Here is a 22,873-nt window from a genome sequence, read left to right on the forward strand (position 1 = left end):
ACGCGCTGCCTCTCCTTTGCGGTTCGTTTTTATCAAACCCTCTCCAACCCTGTGGCAAAATTTATTAAAGTTCTTCCACAGTTAATTTTCCCAGCATGACCGCAACTATCTCGAATCTCCCCAGTCTCTACGATCCCTTTACCACTGAAGCTAAGTGGCAAAAATTCTGGGAAGAAAACCAAGTTTACAAAGCTGACCCCAATCACAACGGCGAACCTTACTGTGTTGTGATTCCGCCGCCGAATGTTACTGGCAGTTTGCATATGGGTCACGCTTTTGAAAGTGCGCTAATTGATGTTCTTGTACGCTATCACCGGATGCAGGGACGCAATACTTTGTGGCTACCTGGAACTGACCACGCTAGTATCGCTGTCCATACGATGTTAGAAAGACAGCTTAAAAAAGAGGGTAAAACTCGTGCTGAGTTGGGACGTGAAGAATTTCTCGAACGCGCTTGGCAGTGGAAGGCGGAGTCTGGGGGAACAATTGTTAATCAATTACGCCGCTTGGGTGTGTCTGTGGACTGGTCACGGGAACGGTTCACGTTAGATGAGGGCTTATCTAAAGCTGTGGTGGAAGCTTTTGTGAGTCTTTACAAGGAAGGGTTAATTTATCGTGGCGAATATTTGGTGAACTGGTGTCCGGCTACTCAGTCGGCGGTGTCGGATGTTGAGGTGGAAAAACAAGAGGTTAATGGTAATCTTTGGCATTTCCGTTATCCCCTGACAGATGGTTCTGGTTATGTGGAGGTGGCGACGACTCGACCAGAAACGATGCTGGGTGATACTGGGGTGGCGGTGAATCCCAATGATGATAGATATAAGCATCTGATTGGGAAGACTTTGACTTTGCCAATTATGCAGCGCGAAATTCCAATTATTGGCGATGAATTGGTTGACCCAACTTTCGGTACTGGTTGTGTGAAGGTGACACCAGCCCATGATCCCAATGATTTTGAAATGGGTAAGCGTCACAATCTGCCGTTTATTAATATTTTGAATAAAGATGGAACTCTGAATGCCAATGCTGGGGAGTTTCAAGGACAAGACCGCTTCGTGGCGCGAAAGAATGTAGTTTCGCGTCTGGAAGCTGATGGGGTTTTAGTCAAAATTGAAGATTATAAGCATACCGTTCCTTATAGCGATCGCGGTAAAGTTCCCATTGAACCTCTCCTGTCTACTCAATGGTTTGTCAAAATTCGCCCAATGGCGAATAACGCTTTAGAATTCCTCGACCAACAAAGTTCTCCTGAGTTTGTTCCCCAACGCTGGACAAAGGTTTACCGTGATTGGTTGGTGAGTCTGCGAGATTGGTGTATCTCCCGACAATTGTGGTGGGGACATCAAATTCCCGCTTGGTACGCTGTGAGTGAAACAAACGGACAAATTACTGATACTACGCCGTTTGTGGTGGCGAAATCTGCTGATGAGGCATGGGAAAAAGCCAAAGCCCAATTTGGTGAAAATGTTCAGCTACAACAAGACCCAGATGTATTAGATACTTGGTTTTCTTCGGGACTATGGCCGTTTTCTACTTTGGGCTGGCCGGAACAAACCCCAGATTTAGCTAAGTACTACCCGACGACTACCTTAGTGACAGGTTTTGACATTATCTTTTTCTGGGTAGCGAGAATGACGATGATGGCTGGTCATTTCACCGGGAAAATGCCGTTTCATGATGTTTACATCCACGGGTTAGTGCTGGATGAAAAAGGTCAGAAAATGTCTAAGACTAAAGGTAATGGCATTGACCCATTATTATTAATTGATAAATATGGCACAGATGCCTTACGCTACACCTTAGTGAAGGAAGTGGCGGGTGCTGGTCAAGATATCCGCTTAGAATACGATCGCGAAAAAGATGAATCATCATCAGTGCAAGCTTCACGCAACTTTGCCAACAAGTTGTGGAATGCGGCGCGGTTCGTGATGATGAATTTAGATGGACAAACCCCGGCACAATTAGGAAAACCCGTTGCTAGTGAATTGAGCGATCGCTGGATTCTTTCTCGCTATCATCAAGTTATTAATCAAACTACCAATTACATCAATAACTACGGTTTAGGGGAAGCCGCCAAGGGAATTTACGAATTTATTTGGGGCGATTTTTGCGACTGGTATATTGAATTAGTCAAATCCCGGTTACAGCCAGGTGCAGACCCCACATCCCGCCGCGCCGCCCAGCAAGTCCTCGCCTACGTACTGGAAGGGATTTTAAAATTACTGCATCCCTTTATGCCCCACATCACCGAGGAAATTTGGCAAACCCTCACTCAACAACCCGCAGAATCTCTGCAAACTTTAGCTTTACAAGCTTATCCCCAAGCTGATGCCAACTTAATTGATCCCGCGTTGGAAGAACAATTTGACCTGCTAATTGGCACTATCCGCACAATTCGCAATTTACGGGCGGAGGCGGATGTTAAGCCAGGGGCGAAAGTTAAGGTGAATTTGCAAACTGATAGCCCCAAGGAACAGCAAATTTTAACGGCGGGACAATCTTATATCAAAGATTTGGCTAAGGTAGAAGCTTTGACATTTGCGGAAGAACAAAAAAGCCAAACTGTAGCGCCGTCAAAATCGCCGTGGAATTGGAAGACCATTGGCTTAGTAATAGTCGGGCTTGTATTTCTGCGAGTCGGTTTAGCGGTGGCGCATACCGTTAATCAAATTCCCTTTGCTGGTACTTTCTTTGAAATTGTGGGTTTAGGTTATAGTATTTGGTTTATTGCCCGCAGTATATTGTTTGCCGAAGCTAAACTCCCAGAACAGTTACCAGCAGTTTTAGAAGCAGTTCCAGCCTCAGAACAAACCATTGCTGGGGTAATTGGTACAGTTCAAGTCGTTATTCCCCTGACTGGTGTAGTTGACATTGAAGCCCTACGTGCCAAATTAGAGAAAAGCATCAGCAAGGTCGAAGCCGAAGCCCAGTCCCTCAGAGGTAGGTTAAGCAATCCTAAGTTTGTCGATAAAGCCCCAACTGACGTAGTACAAGGAGCCAAAGATGCCTTAGCTGAGGCTGAAAAACAAGCAGAAATTTTGCGCTTACGCCTTCAGACGTTGCTGTAGGTAGTGTCTGTAAGGTCTAGCATCACTGCAATGGGTAATTGCAATTAACTCTGCTATTACTCATTACAGTGATGATTTTCAACACAAAATTAGTGTTTTAAATAGGACTTACGCAACTGGCACACCTATATCTTCTGGTACAAGAGTCAACAGTCAAAAGTCAAAAACCTCTATTTTTGACTTTTGACTGTTGACTCTGGACAGAAGTAAATGAAAAAAGACAAGATTTGCATAAGTTCTATTAATTTTGTTGTTTAATATAAACTTTTGTACTTATTTTTTAATTTTTAATTGTAAGCTGGAGCAAAAAGACGATCATGCTATATCTAGCTCAGGTACATAAAAACGAATTTTTAGACCAGTACCAGTTGCGCTTGTTAGCACGTCAAGAAACTGATCAACTTTGGGCAATGATTCCAGAAGAAGCTTTTATCCTGTTGGGAAAAGGCAAAAGCATAAGTGAAGGATTACTGGTTTTAGTTGAACTTTCTGCCACAGGTGAAATTGCCAAGTTAGAAGAAGCTAGTAATTGGGTAATGAACTTAGTTCAATGCTACCTCACAACTGGCATTACCCCAGAACTGTTACAACAAGAAGCAGAACGCGCTGAACAGTGGAGACAATCTCTAACTTTGCAAAATCAAGACTTGGCTCGTCGTTCTCTAGAATTGGAAGCCCGCCGTGAACAAATTCAAGCCTTAGAAGAAAGTCTCAAACGTGAGAGAAACGGAAATCACAAAGATGAGGCTGGCGATAGTTAAAGAATGCAGCATAATAACCGATATGGGGTAATAGCCATTAACATGTTGGTTGGTAATTGACATAAAATCACAAAGGATTAATAATCCTGGGATACAAAGGTGCAGTTTTTCAGAATGATCGCTGGGTAAGCAAACTGCTAACTATCAATTACTTACGTATGTCAAGTTGTTTTTTAACCAAAAACATACGTGTAGCAATCTCAGAAAAATGAAGTAATATGACAGCTAACTTCAGCTTTAATTAGCCACAGTAGACTGTTGATCACGTTGTTACAAGTAAGGTTATTTTTAGTATTATGAACGCCTTCCAACCATCTAGACAGCCGTTACAACCTATACAACAGCCTAGAACTATACCTCGACCAAAGCGGCATCTTCGCCAGCGTTCTCATCAAATAATGGCGCTCGAAACTACAGTCAAGATCGGAGTTAATTTGGCAATTTTGGGAGCAGCAGCATCGGCTCTGACACAGCTTTTGCCTTATCATTGGTCGCAGCAAGGAAGGTTGCGAGAAGTTCGCACTGAAGTCAAAATTATGGAAGGACGTGTTAGTACTTTACAGGCAGAATTTGTCCGCAATTTTGATCCCCGCCAAACTAAAGCGATTACAGAACAGCAAGGATACAGATTTGCACCTAATCAGCGTCCGATTGTGTTGATGAATCAAGATGGTAAAGAAATTGATGTCATAAATTCTTTACCCTAAGCAAAATCTTGCTGGACTTGCGGAATTGGAGTGATTGCAATTCTTTCTATGAATATTTAAGTATATAGATGTATACACATCGAAAATATATAGAATGCTAATAGCTAATTTTTGACAATTAATTTAATAATCATCTATTAGCCATTAGCAATACAGGGTCGTCATACTAATTCTTAATTTTCAGACAGCTAATGTAGGAAAAAACCAAAATCAAAGATGAAAATGGTTTATTTCCCCAATTCCTACTTTCTATTTTTCAGATAGCAAATCATTTAACCAAGTTTCGATTTGTAAGCGTAAACGATAACCTGAAACATCAACGCTATTATTGAGTGTGGGTAGTTTTGCCATAGCACGGCGATAATCGGCGATCGCACAATTCCAGTCACCCCACAGATGATAGGTTCTGCCGCGTTCTGCCCAAATATGCGCTTCTAATTGACCAAAAAGCAGTGCAATCTCAAAATTCTCAACTGCTTCTTCATATTGTCCCAAGTCGCGGAAGGTAATGCCTCGGTTAATCCAGGCTCGCACATAACGAGGATTCAAATCAATTGCTTGGTCATAATCAGCCAATGCGGCGGCTAATTCTCCACAAGCCGCGTAGTAATTGGCTCGATTATTATAAGCACTAGCTAAATTGGGATTTAAGTCTAAAGCTGTGTTGTAATCGCAAAAAGCCTTTTGCTTGTCACCGCTTTGAAAATAAATTAACCCACGATTGTTGTAATCAGCAGCATTGTGGGGATAACGACGAATTAATTCATTTAGCAGAGCGATCGCTTGATGATAATCTCCTTGTTTAGCTGATTTCAAAGCACAAGAGCGTAAATAACTTTCTTGGACAACAGATTGACTGCTACTATTAGCCTCTTGTTGAGAAAAACCTAATGTATTATTTATAACATATTTATAGCAGTTATTTTGCTGATCGCCAGAAGTTAAAAATGAGTGACTATTCATACTTTACCTGCCTCAGATGCTTGCGCTTTGAAATTAATTTAGATTTTTATCTATGGTGGTAGTTCTGCCCCAATATTATTTTTACTGTGCATTTGATTACTCAGTAATAAGTAGATCAGATACAATAGTAGGTAATACAACCAGTAAAATACTTGGTCTTACACCTACAATTCATGCACTAACTTACTAATAGATACTTCACTCGCAAGTAGAATTCCAGAAAAAAATAAATATCAATCTTGACGGGGATTAGAAATAGCCAGGTAGTAGACTTACAAATATGGTTTTTTTGCGCTTGCCCTATAGAGTGTAGGGTTAAAGGTAAGCCTCAAGGTTAGTTGTTAAGATTGGGTGCGTAGATGCGACAGCAACTTCTCGTCGGGTGGGTATCAAGGATGTGGGGTGTAAGTCCACCAAACCCTTACACCCCAAACTTCTATATCTAGTTCTAATTTATTTTCTTAAGAGAAAAATCAGACTATGATTTCTGCGTGGGCTACTTATATTTTTAGAACTTAAGCTGGCGTTGCTGATTAGTGGAATGTTTTTTGTTTCGCGCAAAGGCAAGGCACCGCGTTGGGGAGACACTGCGTTGCGGAGGTTCCCTCCGTTGTAGCAAGTGTCGGCGAGTTTCCCGACTTGTAGCGACTGCCGCGCAAAGGCTCAAAAAATCAATATTTTCTTTTTGTTAAACATCTCAACTCATCCCGCATTTATGCAACGCCGATTTTTTCTATTGATGTATTTGCGTCGCTTTCAGCATGTGGTAAGTAATAATTAGTTGGGTAAGAGCCAAGGGGTAACTTTGTAAAGTTTCTCCAGTTGTCCCTGCAATTTTGCCTAATTCTGGGTTACTTTCGCGATCGCAGACACTGTGTAAATGGGGCATATCAGAACAAATAATATGTTCTAGTTTATTCACCTGTTCTAAGGTGGCGTGACCATCAACTTCTAAGACATCCACGGGTTTATTCATGTCTCGGTCTAGTCCCAAGCGAATTGCTGACCCAGAAATGCTATTGCTTAAATTGATAATTGGGGTGAAATCGGGATGAGGAATAGTAGGACGTAGGACTAGACGCACATTGAGGTGGCCATTAGCTTCCTCAACTTCACCACTAGGTGGATAAAAACTGACTACGATATCTGACCACTGTCGTTGGGGACGAATAAATTGTTCTGAGTCTGGTTCACGCTTGTCTAATTCTGCCAATACCTGTTCTGGAGTGTAGCCGCGTTTGAGGGTGTCTCGTTTAACTTTCCACTTAGCGCGTAATGGTTCGGGGGGTGCTAAATAAACTTTGACATCGTAACAGTCACGGGCGGCACGGGTAGAATAGCCAAGTAGACCTTCAATAATGACAAATTTATTGGGCTTAATGTAAACTGGCGGCTCAAAAGTCCCCGTTTTGTGGCTGTAAACAGGTTTGAGAATTGGCTGTCCTGTGCGGAGTAGGGACAGGTGCTGCTGCATAATATCTAGATGGTTGCAGTCAGGATGTAAGGCTGTAATGCCAATTTCTGATCGTTGCTGGCGATCGTAACGGTGGTAGTCATCTGTACAAATGAGAGTAACATTTTCTGGCCCAAGTACCTGAGCAATCCCTTTGGTTAATGTTGTTTTACCAGCAGCACTATCACCTACAATCCCAAGAATTATTGGACGGCTCATTACCCACCCCCGACACGAACAAATTAATAATAAATTTTGCAGACACCGTTGTTTTATTTTAGAAGGGAATTAGCAAGTAACTTGGATCACCGTCTTGTCTGCAACATCTCTATACATAAAGTTATTTGTGTAATCATTTGTTGCCAAGATTATTAGGCATATTGCACAGATATAAATATTGCTTCTTTGGGTGCGATCGCTCAAGTATAAATCGGTAATCTGACCCAATTAATTATACATATTTTTGTATTGTTCTTACTTTTGGGTGTGTGCAATAAATGGCACCAATCTTTACCATGACAGAAGTAGAGAATTAATCTTTGCAGTCAAGAAGTATTAAGGGTCAGTTGGATGTAGCTGACTGTGCGGTATACCGAAGAAAGACGGTAGTGTTGGGGATCACGATAGGGTAAGAATTATGGTAACTTTAGATGTTTCGGAGTTAGATCAGGTTGATCAATTTCGCCGCTTGCAGTCAACTTTGCGCGATCGCTGGAAAACTATTGAGCTATTCGATAATAGTGAAGCAGATATAGTGGTGATTCCTTCACTCAGTATTGATCAGTGCGAACTCCGCAAAATTGCAGGTTGTGAACATTATGAAGAGAGATTATTATTCTCCCTAATGCGGTTGCGAAATCCGCGGACAAGGCTGATTTATATCACCTCTATGCCACTGCATCCTAGTATTATTGACTACTACCTTCAATTATTACCAGGAATTCCATTTTCCCATGCACGCAATCGTTTGTTATTGCTTTCTACTTATGATTCTTCTCTACAACCACTCAGCCAAAAAATTTTAGACCGTCCTCGCTTGCTAGATCGAATTCAGCAAGCTTTAAGGCTAGAAAAATCATTTATGATCTGCTACAACTCCACACATTTAGAAGCAGAATTATCTTTAAAATTAAATGTGCCGTTATATGCAGCCGCACCAGATTTACAAATTTGGGGAACAAAAAGTGGTAGTCGGCAAATTTTTGCTGAAAGTAAAGTGCCTCATCCAGATGGTAGTGTAAGAGTTTGGAATTCTCCAGATTTAGCAGCCGTCGCCTGTGATTTGTGGGAACGCCAACCGACATTAAAACGGATGGTGGTAAAACTCAACGAAGGGATTTCTGGGGAAGGTAACGCCCTGCTAGATTTAAGACCAATTATGAATTTAGCACCAGGGCAAGCTACTAGTGAACAAAGAATAGCAGCAATTAGCGATCGCTTTTCGACTTTGCGCTTTCAAGCTAAACAAGAAACTTGGGCAAATTTTTCGGGACGAATAACTGAATTAGGCGCAATTGTCGAAGCATTTGTCGAAGGAGAAATTAAACTATCTCCCAGTGTCCAAGGACGCATCACACCGACCGGTGAAGTCGAAATTCTCTCAACCCACGACCAAATTCTTGGCGGGCCAGACGGTCAAATTTATCTGGGATGTCGCTTTCCCGCCGATGAAAGCTATCGCTTACCACTACAACAATTAGGCTTAAAAGTGGGCAGACAATTAGCAGAAAAAGGCGCATTAGAAAGATTTGGTGTTGATTTTATCGCTGTTGATCAAGGTGATAACAATTGGGATATTCAAGCGATTGAAATTAACTTACGTAAAGGTGGTACTACCCATCCTTTCATGACCTTAAAATTATTAACAAATGGACGTTATGACCTCTCCACCGGACTATTTTATAGTCAACAAGGTCGTCCTAAATACTATGTTGCCACTGATAATCTACAAAAAGACCGCTATCGAGGATTATTACCAAACGATTTAATGGACATTATTGCTCATCACAGGCTGCATTTTGATAGTGGTACGGAAACAGGTACAGTCTTTCATTTAATGGGCTGTCTTTCTCAATTTGGCAAGTTGGGATTAACCAGCATTGGTGATTCTCCCCAACAAGCCGAAGACATTTATAACAAAGTTGTCAATGTGTTAGATGAAGAAACCCGCAGCGACAATCAAAATTTTCCTCTATTTTCTGATTACACATTCCCCACTGCTTGGGATGGATACAGTTAGAAAGTATGAAGTGTGAAGTATGAATTGTTGACTTTGTGAAATCCCCTAAATTTATTTATGGGATTTCCCTCCTGCCTCCTGCCTTTCAACTCCTGCCTCCTTAACATAGGTTAAAATCAACTCAGCGTTTGTATTGTAGCGGTTGTGTCCCATATCCCCCAAAGGGCGGTTCACTGCATAAATCCTGATTGTCAACGTCCCTACCCCCAACCTTGGGGAAACAAATTTTGTAACAGCTGTGGCGCATTGCTACAGCTACTAGACCGCTATGTCCCACTAGAACCACTGGGTTCGGGTGGTTTTGCCCAAATTTATACAGTTTGGGATGAAAAAACTCAAACAGAAAAAGTGCTAAAGGTTTTGGTGGAAGAGTCACCAAAAGCGCAGGAATTGTTTACGCAAGAAGCCTCAGTTTTAATTGGTTTGCAGCATCCTGGTGTTCCCAAAGTCGAAGCTGATGGTTTTTTTCAAATCAATTTGACTAGTCCGAAACCACGCCAATTAGCTTGTTTGGTGATGGAAAAAATTAACGGGCCGACGCTGGATGAAATACTCAATAACTATCCTCAAGGATGTCCAGAGAATTTAATTTTCAACTGGTTCACCCAAGCTGTCAAAATTTTACAAGAATTGCACAAATGCCAAATTATTCACCGCGATATTAAACCTTCTAATTTAATGTTGCGGATACCAGCCTCAACCGCACCCCCAACTCAAGCCAGAACAGGTTGGGAACAACTGGTATTAATTGATTTTGGTGGTGTCAAACAAATTAACACCGCAATGCAGCGCCGAGAGTCGAGTTCAACGCGGTTATTTTCTTCTGGTTACAGTCCACCAGAACAAGTAACTGGAGGGAATGTGGGGCCTGCGGCCGATTTTTATGCTCTTGGCCGGACAATGATTGAATTACTCACAGGTAAATATCCGCCAGAGTTGGAAGATATGCAAACAGGGGAATTGCGCTGGCGGAACCAGGTGAATGTGAACGCACAATTTGCCGATTTACTTGATGAGATGGTAAAGGAAGATGTGCGATCGCGTCCAACAAATGCAGCCATCATTCTCAAGCGATTAGCAAAAATTAACAAACCTACTAAGCCAGGATTATTCTCCCAACGCCAAAACGCAAATCCCACCAATTACTTCACACTGCTGATTCAAGCCATTGAGAGAGCTTTTGCTGATTTTTTGCAAGCTATTGGTCAAACAATCTTGTTCATGGCCAAAGCTTTGTTCAAAATTATTCAAGCTTGTTTGGCAATTATTTGGGCGATGTTGTTATCTAGTTTAGGCGCTTGCTTTGGCACAATTATCGGTTTTTTTATAGCTTACCGGACAATTTTAGGCGATCGCATTGTGGAATTAATCTTGGGTCAGCTACCAGGATTAATTCCCCATTCTCAAACTAACTTTGGTGCAGACATTTTAGTCTTTATCAGCGCTGGCTTGGGAACCGCCTGGGGTCTGACATTATCTGGATGTTTTAGTCAACGGCGACGGTTTTTAGTCGCCTCGATCATGGGGATGATCAGCTATGGATTTGGTTGGTTATTTTGGCAACTCATCTCCCCAAAACAAAGCAGTGATGGTTTGATAGCCATGATTGCTGTATCCATATTTTTGTTATCCCTCAGCTTTGGGTTTCGCAGCCATCACATAGTTTATGCCTTAGTCGCTGCGGTTGGTACAGCGCTGATTTTTTCCGGCTTATTCATTTTAGGCTTCCCCTCGGTAGTCTTTCACTTTTCGCCCCAAGCCCTTTGGTCAGAATTAGGTCTACCCTTGGCTTTGTTTGCTTTAGTCGCCATTTTCATGAGCTTTTGGCTGGGAGTCAGTCATTACTTAATTGTTCCGGGACTGCGCTTTTTAGGATGGCGCTAAGTAATTGCGTTTGCAGGGGTGCAGAGGTCAAGGGGTTCACCCTTACACCAAACACTAACGTTCCTGCGTAAGTCCTGACGGTATAAATGCTTAAAACAAGATCCCCCTAGCTACTTTGTTTATCTAGCTAGGGGGATCGTATATGTGATAGTCTATAGTGAGTTCTGTATAGTTCCTTACGATTCGATTTTAAAACCTAAATTTGGTTTTGTGTAGTCCCAAAATCAGAATTTATACTATTTTTATAGCTTCTTCATCACCACTTCATTGCTAGGATTTGCTGAGTCAGCGGTATATGTGTATATGTTAAGTATGACAGTAGCTCGACACTTAACTTATCACCCATAGAAATATCCGTAAAAATTATGAAACTCCAGATAGCCAGCCTTGTTGCTCTACTAGTTTATACAGGGTTAACCGAAAAAGCCTTCGGGCTGAATCAGCAAGACCTAGAACAGTTAAAAACATCTGGGGCTTGTCCTCGGTGTGATTTAAGTGGTATTGACCTAACTCAATCTAATTTGGCTGGTGCAAACTTGCGCGGAGCGAACTTAAAGGGAGCAAACTTATCTCAAGCGAATCTCTCAAATGCAGATTTGACTGGCGCAAATCTAGAAACTGCGGTGCTAAAATCTGCCAATCTCACAGGTGCATCTTTAACAGGCACAAATCTAACATCAGCATCCTTAGAAAATTCTGATTTGTCTTTTACAGGTTTTATCGGAGCTAATTTGACGGCGGCAAATTTATTAGGTGCTAAGTTATACTTAACTAATTTTCGCGGAGCTAACTTCCGACTGACTACCTTACCTGTTGGGAATGTAACTTCTGATAAACCCTACTGGTGGTCATCAGAACGTGTAATTCCCAAACAATGTAACAAATTTAAAGCAGGAAATACACAAGGTACAACTTGTTATACACAATCAGAGGAAGTAGAGAGTCAGAAGTAGGGAGTAGGGAATAGGGAGTCGAGAAAAATAAGTCACCGTAAGACTTTCTCCACTGGAAGAGTTATGAAAAATCTCTATGAAAACCTGTTTTTTGTGTTCCCTGTTCCCCTTCCTACACAAATAATTTCCGCAGTCTGGTTTGATAGCGATAAACACCAATCACTAATCCAGAACATTTTCTTCATAAACACTTCTTTATCATGGGAACAAAGCTCGTAATTGAAATTGATTGATGCTATCCCGTATTAAAGACATTGCCACAAAACTAGCGCCCCGGTTAGTTGAAATTCGCCGTCATCTTCACTCTCACCCAGAACTCAGTGGTCAAGAGTACCAAACCGCTGCTTTTGTGGCTGGAGTTTTGTCTTCTAGTGGTCTGCATGTGCAAGAAGGTGTAGGAAAAACTGGTGTGATTGGGGAAGTGCAGGGTACAAATAATGATCATCGTTTATTAGCTATTCGGACGGATATGGATGCTTTACCCATCCAAGAACGTACAGATTTAGAATATGCTTCGCGTACAGATGGCGTAATGCACGCTTGTGGTCATGATGTCCACACTACTGTTGGCTTAGGTACGGCAATGGTATTGTCCCAAATTGCTGATGAATTGGGCGGTAAGGTAAGATTTTTATTTCAAGCAGCCGAGGAAATTGCCCAAGGAGCGCACTGGATGGTGCAAGATCAGGCAATGGAGAATGTTTCTGCTATTTTAGGAGTTCATGTTTTTCCTTCCATCCCCGCAGGTTCAATTGGGATACGTTATGGGGCGTTGACAGCGGCGGCTGATGATTTAGAAATTACGATTATTGGTGAGTCTGGACACGGTGCGCGTCCCCATGAAGCAATTGACGCGATTTGGATTGCTTCTCAAGTTATTAGTGCTTTGCAACAAGCCATCAGCCGGACTCAAAATCCTTTGCGTCCAGTAGTGTTGAGTATCGGAAAAATTCAGGGCGGTAGAGCGCCAAATGTGATTGCTGATCAAGTGCAGTTGTGGGGAACCGTGCGATCGCTTCATCCCGAAACTCGCGCCTGTCTCCCCCATTGGATTGAAAATATTGTGGCAAATGTCTGTCACGCTTACGGCGCAAAGTATCAAGTTAATTACCGTCAAGGTGTCCCCAGCGTCCAAAATGATTATTCTTTAACACAGTTGTTGCAATCAGCCGCAGAAGAAGCATGGAGTAGCGATCGCGTGCAAGTTTTACCCGAACCTTCTCTCGGTGCAGAAGATTTTTCAGTTTATTTAGACCATGCTCCTGGTTCAATGTTTCGTTTGGGTGTGGGTTACAAAGATAGAATGATCAATCACCCATTACACCATCCCGAATTTGAAGTTGATGAGTCAGCAATTTTAACGGGAGTTGTAACTATGGCTTATGCTGCCTATAAATATTGGCTGTAAAGTCAAAACTCGAAAAACTTAGTTTTCAGTACTGATTTTGAGTAGCAACTATTTCTCATTTCAACTCAAAAGTTACTCAAAATCTCTTATCTGGGAATAACAGGATTATTTTCGCAGTATATTTAACTAATAATAGGAATTTTAATGAAAAATACTCAATTTATCTCAATTTATTATCCTTATTTAGGGGATAAATCTAACTATAGCCAGGTGTTTATACCAATTCGTAATTCGTAATTCGTAATTAAGAAAGTTAGATATAGCATGGTTTTTGGGGTTTAAATGTGTTGCCTCATTTTAGAGAATTAGTATTATATCTCTTTTGATATATTGACTTATCAATTTTTATCGCAATTTATCTTGCATGTTCTTACGAAAGGTTATAAATTATTAGTTTATAGGGGAAAAATAAAATTGTAGTGACAAAAATAAAATTCTCATACGTAATTCTACTGAAAAACTTTCAGCTTAAATAGGTTACAAGATATATTTTGATTGATATAACTGGTTCTAGGCAGCAAACAGAACATTAATTAATCTCAAAATATATTTTTTCTAACTATTTTCAGTAGTAATTTATTGCTGACGTGGAAAATTTATAAATACAATTTATCGAAAGCATAATTAACGGTGAGATTGCTTTCAAATTGTTAATTAAAATCAGAAATACTTGTTTTAAGAAGATACTATTTCTGCTTTTATATAAATTCTCTTTGTTATGATGAGGATGGCAGAAAATTAGACAATAAGGCGCATTTACCACGAACATACACCCTGCATGGAGTTTTTTAGGCAATGCAAATAGAGAATTTATTAACAGATGAAATTACAGAAAAAGCAGCATGGGAAGCGCTAGAAAAATCGATTCTCTACTATCAGGGGCGACCGATTGGCACAGTTGCTGCTTATGATAATTCTGTAGAAGCACTCAATTATGACCAGTGTTTTATTCGAGATTTTGTCTCCTCAGCCTTAATTTTTCTCGCTAAAGGTAGAACAGATATTGTTCGCAATTTTTTGGAAGAAACTTTAAAGTTACAACCAAAAGAAAGGCAGTTAGATGCCTATAAACCAGGCAGAGGTTTAATTCCAGCCAGCTTCAAAGTTGTAGTAGAAAATGGCGAAGAATATTTAGAAGCAGATTTTGGTGAACATGCGATCGCCAGAGTTACACCAGTTGATTCTTGTCTCTGGTGGATTATTTTGTTACGTGCTTATGTCGTAGCTACAAAAGATTTTTCCATAGCCTATCAGCCAGAATTTCAAAATGGTATTCGGTTGATTATGGAAATTTGTTTAGCGAATCGTTTTGATATGTACCCAACACTGTTAGTTCCAGACGGTGCTTGTATGATTGACCGTCGCATGGGTATATATGGTCATCCTCTAGAAATTCAAGTTTTATTCTACACAGCACTACGAGCAGCGCGGGAATTACTAATTTGTAAAGGCAATCAAGATATTGTAGCTGCCATTGATAATCGTTTACCGCTTTTATGCTCCCATATCCAACAGCATTATTGGATAGATATTAATCGCTTAAATGCTATTTATCGCTTCAAAAGTGAAGAATATGGCAAAGCAGCGGTTAATCTATTTAACATTTATGTAGATTCTATTCCCTATTATGAATTAGATAAATGGCTACCCCGTAAAGGCGGTTATTTAGCAGGCAATGTTGGGCCATCACAGCTGGATACTCGCTTTTTTGCCTTGGGTAATTTAATGGCGATTATTTCTGATTTAGCCACTGAAGAACAGTCACAAGCAATCATGACTCTCATTGATGACAGATGGGACGATTTAGTGGGAGATATGCCAATGAAAATCTGTTTCCCGGCTTTAGAACATGAAGAGTATAGAATTGTGACTGGATGTGACCCCAAAAATATACCTTGGTCTTATCATAATGCTGGCAGTTGGCCTGTCTTAATGTGGATGTTGACAGCAGCAGCAATTAAAACTGGTAAAGTCAATTTGGCTAGAAAAGCAATTGAAATTGCAGAAGCACGGATTGGTGAAGATGAATGGCCTGAATATTACGATGGTAAAAAAGGTAGACTAATTGGCAAACAAGCTAGGAAGTATCAAACCTGGACAATTGCTGGTTTCTTATTAGCTAAAGAATTAATCAAAGATGATTCTCATTTACCACTAGTCAGCTTCGATAAATTACCCCCAGAATTAGTTTCCAGAGCCTGTGAGTTTGAAATCGGCAGTGTCGACCCTTATAGCTCTTGATAGTTGTGATAGGGTAAAGGCGATTATACTCCTAATGAAGTAAAAGAATTGTTCATACTTAACAATAGTTGAAAAGCCCTTTATAGATAATAATGGGCTTTTTTATTTTCTGATTTTTTAACAGTCATTGCTTAAAGTAGATATCATATAAGAAAAGGAAAATGCAGTAATTTTAGCTTTTACTAATAAATACTTAGTGAAAGATTCTGGACAGCAAATGTAGCAATATGCTCCTCATCAGCAAGTATGAAAACTGATATTTTGCACCATTATCAATAACAGTAGGGTGGGTAATGTCCACAACTTAGAAATCAGGCTTTGAGGAACTTTTCATTATTACCCACCTGATACCATTTCACTTCAAGAATGATACATATCGGCAAGCAGAGGGGGCAGAGGAAGAAGAGGTGCAGAGTAAGAGATTTGTATCAGTAATTTCGTGAATTGGTATAAATTTAATAGTAAGAAATTAGCTGGTGCAAAATGTAAAAACATTAAATAAAACTTTCTTCTAGCTGAATAAATGTATTTGCTACTACCCAATTCCAGAGAAACTGGAGGTTTTTGTAATGCCAAAAGAGGAATTAGTGATAGTTGATCATATTGAAAATCAGGCATGGGAGCTATTAGAAGCTGCCATTATTTACTATCAAGGTCGTCCTGTAGGTACTATAGCTGCTAACGATCAATCACAATCTGCATTGAATTACGACCATTGCTTTATCCGTGATTTTGCTTCCTCAGCCTTATTATTTTTGATTAAAGGTAGATATGATATTGTCCGTAATTTTTTGACAGAAACATTAAAATTACAGCCGAAAGCGCAACTATTAGATGCTTATACACCTAGTCGTGGTTTAATTCCAGCCAGCTTCAAAGTTGTATTAAATGATAACAAAGAATATTTAGAAGCGGATTTTGGTGAACATGCGATCGCCAGAGTTACACCTGTTGATTCTTGCCTCTGGTGGATTATTATCTTACACGCTTATGTCAAAGCTACAAAAGACTTAAAGTTTGCTTTACAACCAGAGTTTCAGCAAGGAATTGCTTTAATTATGGAACTCTGTTTAGCAACTCGGTTTGATATGTCGCCAACTTTGTTAGTTCCAGATGGTGCTTGTATGATTCACCGTCGTTTGGGTATTTATGGCTATCCTTTAGAAATTCAAGCTTTATTTTATACAGCTTTACGTGCAGCGCGTCAGTTATTAATTTGCGCTGGCGATGAAGAGATTGTGATTGGGATTGATAAACGTTTACCTCTGTTGCAAAATCACATTCGTCATCATTATTGGATAGATATTCAGCGGTTGAATTTGATTTATCGATACAAGGGTGAAGAATATGGAGAAACAGCTATTAATCAGTTCAATATCTATCCTGACTCAATTCCTTATGCTGATTTAGCTGTTTGGCTACCTAAATATGGCGGTTATTTAGCAGGTAATGTTGGCCCTTCCCAATTAGATACACGTTTCTTTTCTTTGGGAAATTTGATGGCAATTATTTCTTCTTTAGCTAGTGAACAACAATCGCAAGCTATTATGAATCTCATTGAAGCACAATGGGAAGATTTAGTAGGAACAATGCCGATGAAAATCTGTTTCCCAGCTTTAGAAAAAGAAGAATACAGAATTTTTACTGGCTGTGATCCAAAAAATATTCCTTGGTCTTATCATAATGCTGGTAATTGGCCTGTTTTATTGTGGTTTTTAACAGCGGCAGCGCAAAAAACAGGCAGAATAAATATAGCAAAAAACGCCCTTGAATTAGCCCAAAGCCGTCTTTATGAAGACCAATGGCCAGAATATTATGATGGTGCGAGAGGAATGTTAATTGGTAGGGCGGCGAGAAGATACCAAACCTGGACAATTACTGGTTATTTATTAGCGAAAGAACTGATACGCAATCCTCATTATTTAGAATTATGCAGTTTTGCCGAATTTGATGGCGAAAATGCCTCGCAAGCTTGTGATTTGTAATTTTTGCTTGTCAGATTAAGTGACGATCGCCACGGTAAAACCGAAATTTCTCCGAAATAATCAGATCTACGTAGGTATATAAGTTTATCCTTGATGACAAGGGTATGTTTGAGAAGTTAGGCGATCGCATCACCAATGTTATGACTATAGATCTACGAAAGTTTTATCAGATAACCAATCCCAGTAAGACTTTGTTTGTCAACAATGGGGTAGATGATAAGTTATATATTGATTTTTCTTCAGTGCGGGGTGGCGATATTATCTGCAAGCTGAAGGATAAAATTAGCTTTTGGCAACCAGATGAACCTACTTGTACTTTATTTACTGGACATATTGGGTGTGGGAAATCGACGGAACTGTTGAGGTTGCAAGCAGAACTGGAAAAAGCCGACTTTCATGTTGTGTATTTTGAGTCGAGTGAAGACTTGGTAACAACGGATGTCGATATTGCGGATGTGATGCTGGCGATCGCGCGACGTGTAAGCCAAAGTCTCGATAAAATTACACTGGCGGAGCCAAAAAAATTTAATGAGTTACTCCAAGGTGCGTTGCGAGTGTTAAACGCCGAAGTCACTAGCGCAGAATTGAAGGTTCCTGGGGTGGGTGATGTGGGTTTTAGCAGCGAAAAAGATAAATTTTCTTTGTCTTTAGGAATTGGCAAAATTACCACCAAGACTAAGAGTGACCCGACATCACGCGAAAAACTCAATCAGTTTCTCGCACCGCAGAAGGTAAATTTATTAGAAGCCATTAACCAAGAACTATTAGAACCTGCGATCGCTAAACTCAAACAGCAAGGTAAAGCTGGTTTAGTTGTGATTGTGGATAATCTTGACCGCATTGATAACCGCGTCAAGGCTTGGGGTCGTCCACAACAAGAATATTTGTTTGTCGATCAGGGTGAGTTTATGACAAAGCTCAACTGTCATGTAGTTTATACCATGCCCCTGTCGCTGAAATTCTCTAATGATTATGGAATGCTGACTCAACGGTTTCCCGAAGACCCGAAAGTTTTACCGATGGTTCCTGTCAAGTTCCCTGATGGTCTGGTTCATGCACAGGGAATGGAACTGATGCAGGATATGGTGTTAGCTAGAGCGTTTCCTGAGTTAACAGCAGCAGAACGCCGCAACAAAATTACGGAAATTTTTGATAGTGTCGCCACCTTAGAACGCCTGTGTTTGATGAGTGGCGGTCATATGCGTGATTTGCTGCGCTTACTCAACAGCTTAATTCAAGAAGAAATGAAGCTTCCTCTGCGCCGGGAAACCTTAGAAAAAGTCATTCGGGAACGCCGTAATGAAATGATGATGCCAATTTCACAAAAAGAATGGCAATTACTCCGCGATGTCAAGCAGAGTAAAACAGTAAGTGATGATGACGGTTATCAAAAACTGATCCGCAGTCGCTTTGTCTTTGAATACCGTGATGGTGATAAACCGTGGTTTGATGTCAATCCTATTTTGGGCGAAGCTACGGAATTGCTCTCCTAACTCTCAAACTCCGCGCCTCTGCGCCTCTGCGTGAAATAACCATTCAGAGGTGCGTTAGGCTACTGTTTTAATTACGAATTACGAATGATTTATGACTGATTCACCAGAAAATGAAACCAGACTGCAACAACTAGCCTGGGCAATTGAAGCTTCTGTAGGGCAGTTTAAGCTGATATTGGCACGGTGTAATTATGCCAGCTGGCGCGATCGCCTGATTGCCCGATTACAAGAAATCTGCGAAGTTGAGTTGCGTGTTCTGCACTTAAAGCAGTCAGAAAGGACATTACTGACCGCCATTCAAGAAGAATTTGGTGATCATATCCCAGCTTTAATGATTACTGGTTTAGAAACCTTGCGCGATTTACCGCAGATGTTGACTTCTGCAAATCAGGTGCGAGAAGAATTTCGCCGGAGTTTTCCTTTCCCTATAGTGTTGTGGGTAACTAATGAAGTTTACCAACAATTTAGCCAATTAGCCCCTGATTTAGAGAGTTGGGGTACTACTAAGAATTTTGATATTACTACAACTGAGTTAACTAATTTTATTCAGCAAACTGCCGAGCAATTATTTACTAATACTTTTAATATTACTTTAGAACTTTGTACAGAAATCAAATCAGCTTGGCAAGAATTACAAAAATCTGCTGAACTGTTCACCCCAGAATCAACAGCTAATTGTCAATTTGTGCGGGGATTAGTTGCTTATATTGCCCAAGATTTAGATGCAGCAATTATTTATTATCAGCAAAGTTTAGGTTTTTGGCTGTCAAGTAATAATTTAGAAAGACAAGGTAAGGTACTCAGCCAAATTACAATTTGTTATTACGCCAAAGCTAGAGAACTGGATAAACCTAACCCCCCAGTCCCCTTCCCTTTAAGGGAAGGGGGAGAAATGGGAGAAGATGAACTCCCCTCTCCGCCTCGGAGAGGGGCTGGGGGAGAGGTCAAAGCGAATATTATTCAACAAATTCAAAATTATCTTCAGCAAAGTATCAACGCATATAAATCTGCCCAACGCAATGATTTAATTGCCAATTCTCTAGAGCAATTTGGCATAATTTTGCGTTATTTAAAAGATTGGCAGCAATTAAAAGACTTAGCTGAACTTGCTTTGCAATTTCATCAAGCTGAAGATAACAAACTTAAAATTGCTCAAGATAATCATTTTTTAGCAATAGTTGCCTTAGCACAAGCAAATTGGCTGCAAGCCGAAGTATTAGCACAAACAGCTTTAAATATTTTATTTAATTTTCATCAGACTGCTGAATTAGTGCAGTTAGGCACAATTAATTATCAGGCTTTGCGTCAAGAATTGTTATTTACACTGGCACAAGCACAACAATATTTAAAGCAATATTCCACAGCTATTAATAACTTAGAAGCAGCAAAAAAAATTGGGGTTACTAACAATGAACCGGAGATTTACCTTGAGATTCTCCATCATTTGCGGGAGTTGTTTCTGCAACAAAGACAGTATCTCCAAGCCTTTGATATTAAATTAGAAACACGTTCTATTGAGCAGCAATTTGGCTTACGGGCGTTTATTGGTGCAGGTAGGTTGCAAGCTGCAAAACAAGTAGGAGCGCAAAGTCTTACGCCGTTACTAGTTGAAAATAAAGATAGCGTCGCCCTAGAAATTGCTGCATCTGGGCGGCAATTAGATGTGGAAGAATTAGTGCAACGCATTGGTCGCCCTGACTATAAATTAATCGTAATTCACGGGCAATCAGGTGTGGGTAAAAGTTCTCTGATGAATGCGGGACTAATACCAGCTTTGAAAAATAAGCCCATAGGCATTAAAGATAATTTACCTATAGTCATGCGCGGTTATTCCAACTGGGCGGAGGAGTTGGAAGGGCTGTTACGTCAGGGTGTGGGGGAGTTAGGGAGTGGGGGGGCGGGGGAGCGGGGGAGCGGGGGAGTGGGTATTTCACCTTTTGATACTCGTGAACGAGTCTTTGATACTCATGCGCCAGCCTCAGATACTCATGAGCGAGTCTTTGATACTCGTGAACCAGTCTCAGATACTCGTGAGCAAGTCTTTGATACTCATGCGCCAGCCTCAGATACTCATGAACGAGTCTTTGATACTCGTGAATCAGTCTCGGATACTCGTGAACGAGTCTTGGATACTCACGCGCCAGTCTCAGATACTCGTGAGCCAGTCTTTGATACTCGTGAATCAGTCTCGGATACTCGTGAACGAGTCTTGGATACTCATGCGCCAGTCTCAGATACTCGTGAGGTAGATCTAATTAATGGTGTTCCTAGTTATTCTGTTGTCAAGTCAGGTTTAATTGCATCTTTACAAGAAAATGAACAAAACAACCTCCGCACTGTGTTGATTTTTGACCAGTTTGAGGAGTTTTTCTTTGATACTGAACCGAAAGAAAGGCGGCAATTTTTTGAGTTTTTAGGTGAATGTCTGAATGTTTTATCTGTGAAGGTGATTTTGTCGTTGCGGGTGGATTATCTGCATTACTTGTTGGAGTGCAATGATTTATCCAGCATGAAGATTATTGCAAATGACATCCTCAGCAAGAATGTGCTGTATAAGTTGGGGAATTTTTCACCAGAGAATACGAAGTCAATTATTCAGCGTTTAACTCAAAATACGAGTTTCCGGTTAGAAACTGCTTTAATTGATCAGCTAGTGCAAGATTTAGCTGAGGAACTAGGCGAAGTCCGTCCCATTGAGTTGCAGGTAGTGGGGGCGCAACTGCAAACGGAAAATATTAGAACTCTGAAAGAATATCGCCAAGGCGGGACAAAAACAGATTTAGTGCAGCGTTATTTAGATGAAGTGGTGAATGACTGCGGTGCAGAAAACAAGCAAATGGCAGAAGTGCTGCTGTATTTGCTCACCGATGAAAAGGGAACTCGCCCCCTCAAAACGCGTGCGGAACTAGAACGAGATTTGCAGCAATATATTTCTTTTGGTGGGGAGATTCCGTCAACCCTTAAAAAAGAGATCCCCCCAACCCCCCTTAAAAAGGGGGGCTTAATTGGTTCGGGTTTAAAAATTCCCTCCTTATTAAGGGGGTCGCCGCAGGCGGGGGGATCTCAGGATTTGGCGGTCAACCAACTAGACTTAGTGTTAGAGATATTTGTCAAATCTGGCTTAGTCTTGTTATTGCCAGAAACACCTGCTGACCGCTACCAATTGGTGCATGATTATTTAGCCGCCTTTATTCGCCAGCAACAGGAACCGAAGTTAAAAGAGTTGATGGCGGAACTGGAAAAAGAAAGACAACAAAGAAAAGTCAGTGAAGCCAAACTCAATAGTTTTTTGAGACGCGCCTTGTTTGGTTCCGTCGCCGCCGGAATAGTTTTAGCTGGGTTAGCAGTTACAGCATGGGATGCCGCCCAAAGAGCAGACAAGCAGAGAAAACGAGCCGAGATTAGTGAAATTAACGCCTTGAATAATTCTTCCGAAGCATTGTTAGTTTCTGCACAACACCCTGATGCTTTAATTGAAGCTTTAAAAGCTGTTGGAAGACTGAAACAAGCACCTTGGGCAAAATCTGATACTCAAATGCGGACTGTGGCAACTTTAAACCAAGGGGTGTATTTACAAGCAGAAGAAAACCCAGCAAATCGAGCCGTAGAAGGAAAAACTTTAGAAGGTCATAGCAGTAGTGTCTATAGCGTCAGCTTCAGCCCCGACGGCAAAACCCTGGCTTCTGGCAGTCTTGACAAGACCATCAAACTTTGGGAT

General features: G+C 40.8%; 13 protein-coding genes. 11 read left to right on the forward strand and 2 right to left on the reverse strand.

Features of this window, described 5'->3' with window-relative positions:
* Positions 1–95: 95 nt before the first annotated feature.
* The 3 genes from NCWK1_RS08110 to NCWK1_RS08120 all read left to right on the forward strand — a co-directional run bounded on the left by NCWK1_RS08110 (position 96) and on the right by NCWK1_RS08120 (position 4,536).
* Complete coding sequence (locus NCWK1_RS08110; protein WP_103124345.1) at positions 96–3,068, forward strand: valine--tRNA ligase; 2,973 nt, start codon at positions 96–98, stop codon at positions 3,066–3,068.
* Between the two features lie 317 nt (positions 3,069–3,385).
* On the forward strand, positions 3,386–3,829 hold the full coding sequence (locus NCWK1_RS08115) for a hypothetical protein (RefSeq protein WP_103124346.1): 444 nt from the start codon (positions 3,386–3,388) through the stop codon (positions 3,827–3,829).
* A 296-nt stretch (positions 3,830–4,125) separates the two neighbouring features.
* Positions 4,126–4,536 (forward strand): slr1601 family putative cell division protein, encoded by a 411-nt coding sequence (locus NCWK1_RS08120; protein ID WP_096575673.1) that lies wholly within the window; start codon positions 4,126–4,128, stop codon positions 4,534–4,536.
* A 249-nt stretch (positions 4,537–4,785) separates the two neighbouring features.
* Here the strand turns inward: NCWK1_RS08120 and NCWK1_RS08125 are convergent, their stop codons facing one another.
* A complete protein-coding gene (locus NCWK1_RS08125) occupies positions 4,786–5,499 on the reverse strand; it encodes a tetratricopeptide repeat protein (protein WP_103124347.1) in 714 nt (237 codons plus the stop codon).
* Between the two features lie 733 nt (positions 5,500–6,232).
* Positions 6,233–7,171 (reverse strand): phosphoribulokinase, encoded by a 939-nt coding sequence (locus tag NCWK1_RS08130; protein WP_096575669.1) that lies wholly within the window; start codon positions 7,169–7,171, stop codon positions 6,233–6,235.
* Between the two features lie 418 nt (positions 7,172–7,589).
* On the opposite strand from NCWK1_RS08130, the gene NCWK1_RS08135 reads away from it, so the two are divergent.
* From NCWK1_RS08135 to NCWK1_RS08170, 8 genes are all read left to right on the forward strand, one after another.
* Positions 7,590–9,191 (forward strand): peptide ligase PGM1-related protein, encoded by a 1,602-nt coding sequence (locus NCWK1_RS08135; RefSeq protein ID WP_103124348.1) that lies wholly within the window; start codon positions 7,590–7,592, stop codon positions 9,189–9,191.
* Positions 9,192–9,335: 144 nt separating this feature from the next.
* Positions 9,336–11,075 carry a serine/threonine protein kinase gene (locus NCWK1_RS08140; RefSeq protein WP_187308085.1) on the forward strand — a complete coding sequence of 580 codons (1,740 nt, stop codon included), beginning with the start codon at positions 9,336–9,338 and terminating at the stop codon, positions 11,073–11,075.
* A 365-nt stretch (positions 11,076–11,440) separates the two neighbouring features.
* A complete protein-coding gene (locus NCWK1_RS08145) occupies positions 11,441–12,028 on the forward strand; it encodes a pentapeptide repeat-containing protein (RefSeq protein ID WP_103124349.1) in 588 nt (195 codons plus the stop codon).
* Positions 12,029–12,260: 232 nt separating this feature from the next.
* Positions 12,261–13,436: a M20 family metallopeptidase gene (locus NCWK1_RS08150; RefSeq protein WP_096575663.1), complete on the forward strand. Its 1,176-nt coding sequence runs from the start codon at positions 12,261–12,263 to the stop codon at positions 13,434–13,436.
* A 795-nt stretch (positions 13,437–14,231) separates the two neighbouring features.
* Entirely contained in the window at positions 14,232–15,677 is a 1,446-nt protein-coding gene (locus NCWK1_RS08155; RefSeq protein ID WP_096575661.1) for a glycoside hydrolase 100 family protein, read from the forward strand.
* A gap of 569 nt (positions 15,678–16,246) precedes the next feature.
* Positions 16,247–17,662: a glycoside hydrolase 100 family protein gene (locus NCWK1_RS08160; protein WP_096575659.1), complete on the forward strand. Its 1,416-nt coding sequence runs from the start codon at positions 16,247–16,249 to the stop codon at positions 17,660–17,662.
* Positions 17,663–17,802: 140 nt separating this feature from the next.
* Positions 17,803–19,155, forward strand: a complete 1,353-nt coding sequence (locus tag NCWK1_RS08165; RefSeq protein ID WP_103124366.1) for an AAA family ATPase — start codon at positions 17,803–17,805, stop codon at positions 19,153–19,155.
* Positions 19,156–19,246: 91 nt separating this feature from the next.
* The coding region (locus NCWK1_RS08170; protein WP_479691897.1) for an nSTAND1 domain-containing NTPase at positions 19,247–22,873 on the forward strand (3,627 nt) is incomplete at its 3' end.

Origin of the sequence: Nostoc cycadae WK-1 (assembly GCF_002897135.1) — a bacterium.
GTDB lineage: Bacteria > Cyanobacteriota > Cyanobacteriia > Cyanobacteriales > Nostocaceae > Nostoc_B.

Excerpts from the sequence above, each read along its gene's own strand:
- NCWK1_RS08110 (WP_103124345.1), top strand. The coding sequence starts at position 96 with ATGACCGCAACTATCTCGAATCTCCCCAGTCTCTACGATCCCTTTACC.
- NCWK1_RS08115 (WP_103124346.1), top strand. The coding sequence starts at position 3,386 with ATGCTATATCTAGCTCAGGTACATAAAAACGAATTTTTAGACCAGTAC.
- NCWK1_RS08120 (WP_096575673.1), top strand. The coding sequence starts at position 4,126 with ATGAACGCCTTCCAACCATCTAGACAGCCGTTACAACCTATACAACAG.
- NCWK1_RS08125 (WP_103124347.1), bottom strand. The coding sequence starts at position 5,499 with ATGAATAGTCACTCATTTTTAACTTCTGGCGATCAGCAAAATAACTGC.
- NCWK1_RS08130 (WP_096575669.1), bottom strand. The coding sequence starts at position 7,171 with ATGAGCCGTCCAATAATTCTTGGGATTGTAGGTGATAGTGCTGCTGGT.
- NCWK1_RS08135 (WP_103124348.1), top strand. The coding sequence starts at position 7,590 with ATGGTAACTTTAGATGTTTCGGAGTTAGATCAGGTTGATCAATTTCGC.
- NCWK1_RS08145 (WP_103124349.1), top strand. The coding sequence starts at position 11,441 with ATGAAACTCCAGATAGCCAGCCTTGTTGCTCTACTAGTTTATACAGGG.
- NCWK1_RS08150 (WP_096575663.1), top strand. The coding sequence starts at position 12,261 with ATGCTATCCCGTATTAAAGACATTGCCACAAAACTAGCGCCCCGGTTA.
- NCWK1_RS08155 (WP_096575661.1), top strand. The coding sequence starts at position 14,232 with ATGCAAATAGAGAATTTATTAACAGATGAAATTACAGAAAAAGCAGCA.
- NCWK1_RS08160 (WP_096575659.1), top strand. The coding sequence starts at position 16,247 with ATGCCAAAAGAGGAATTAGTGATAGTTGATCATATTGAAAATCAGGCA.
- NCWK1_RS08165 (WP_103124366.1), top strand. The coding sequence starts at position 17,803 with ATGACTATAGATCTACGAAAGTTTTATCAGATAACCAATCCCAGTAAG.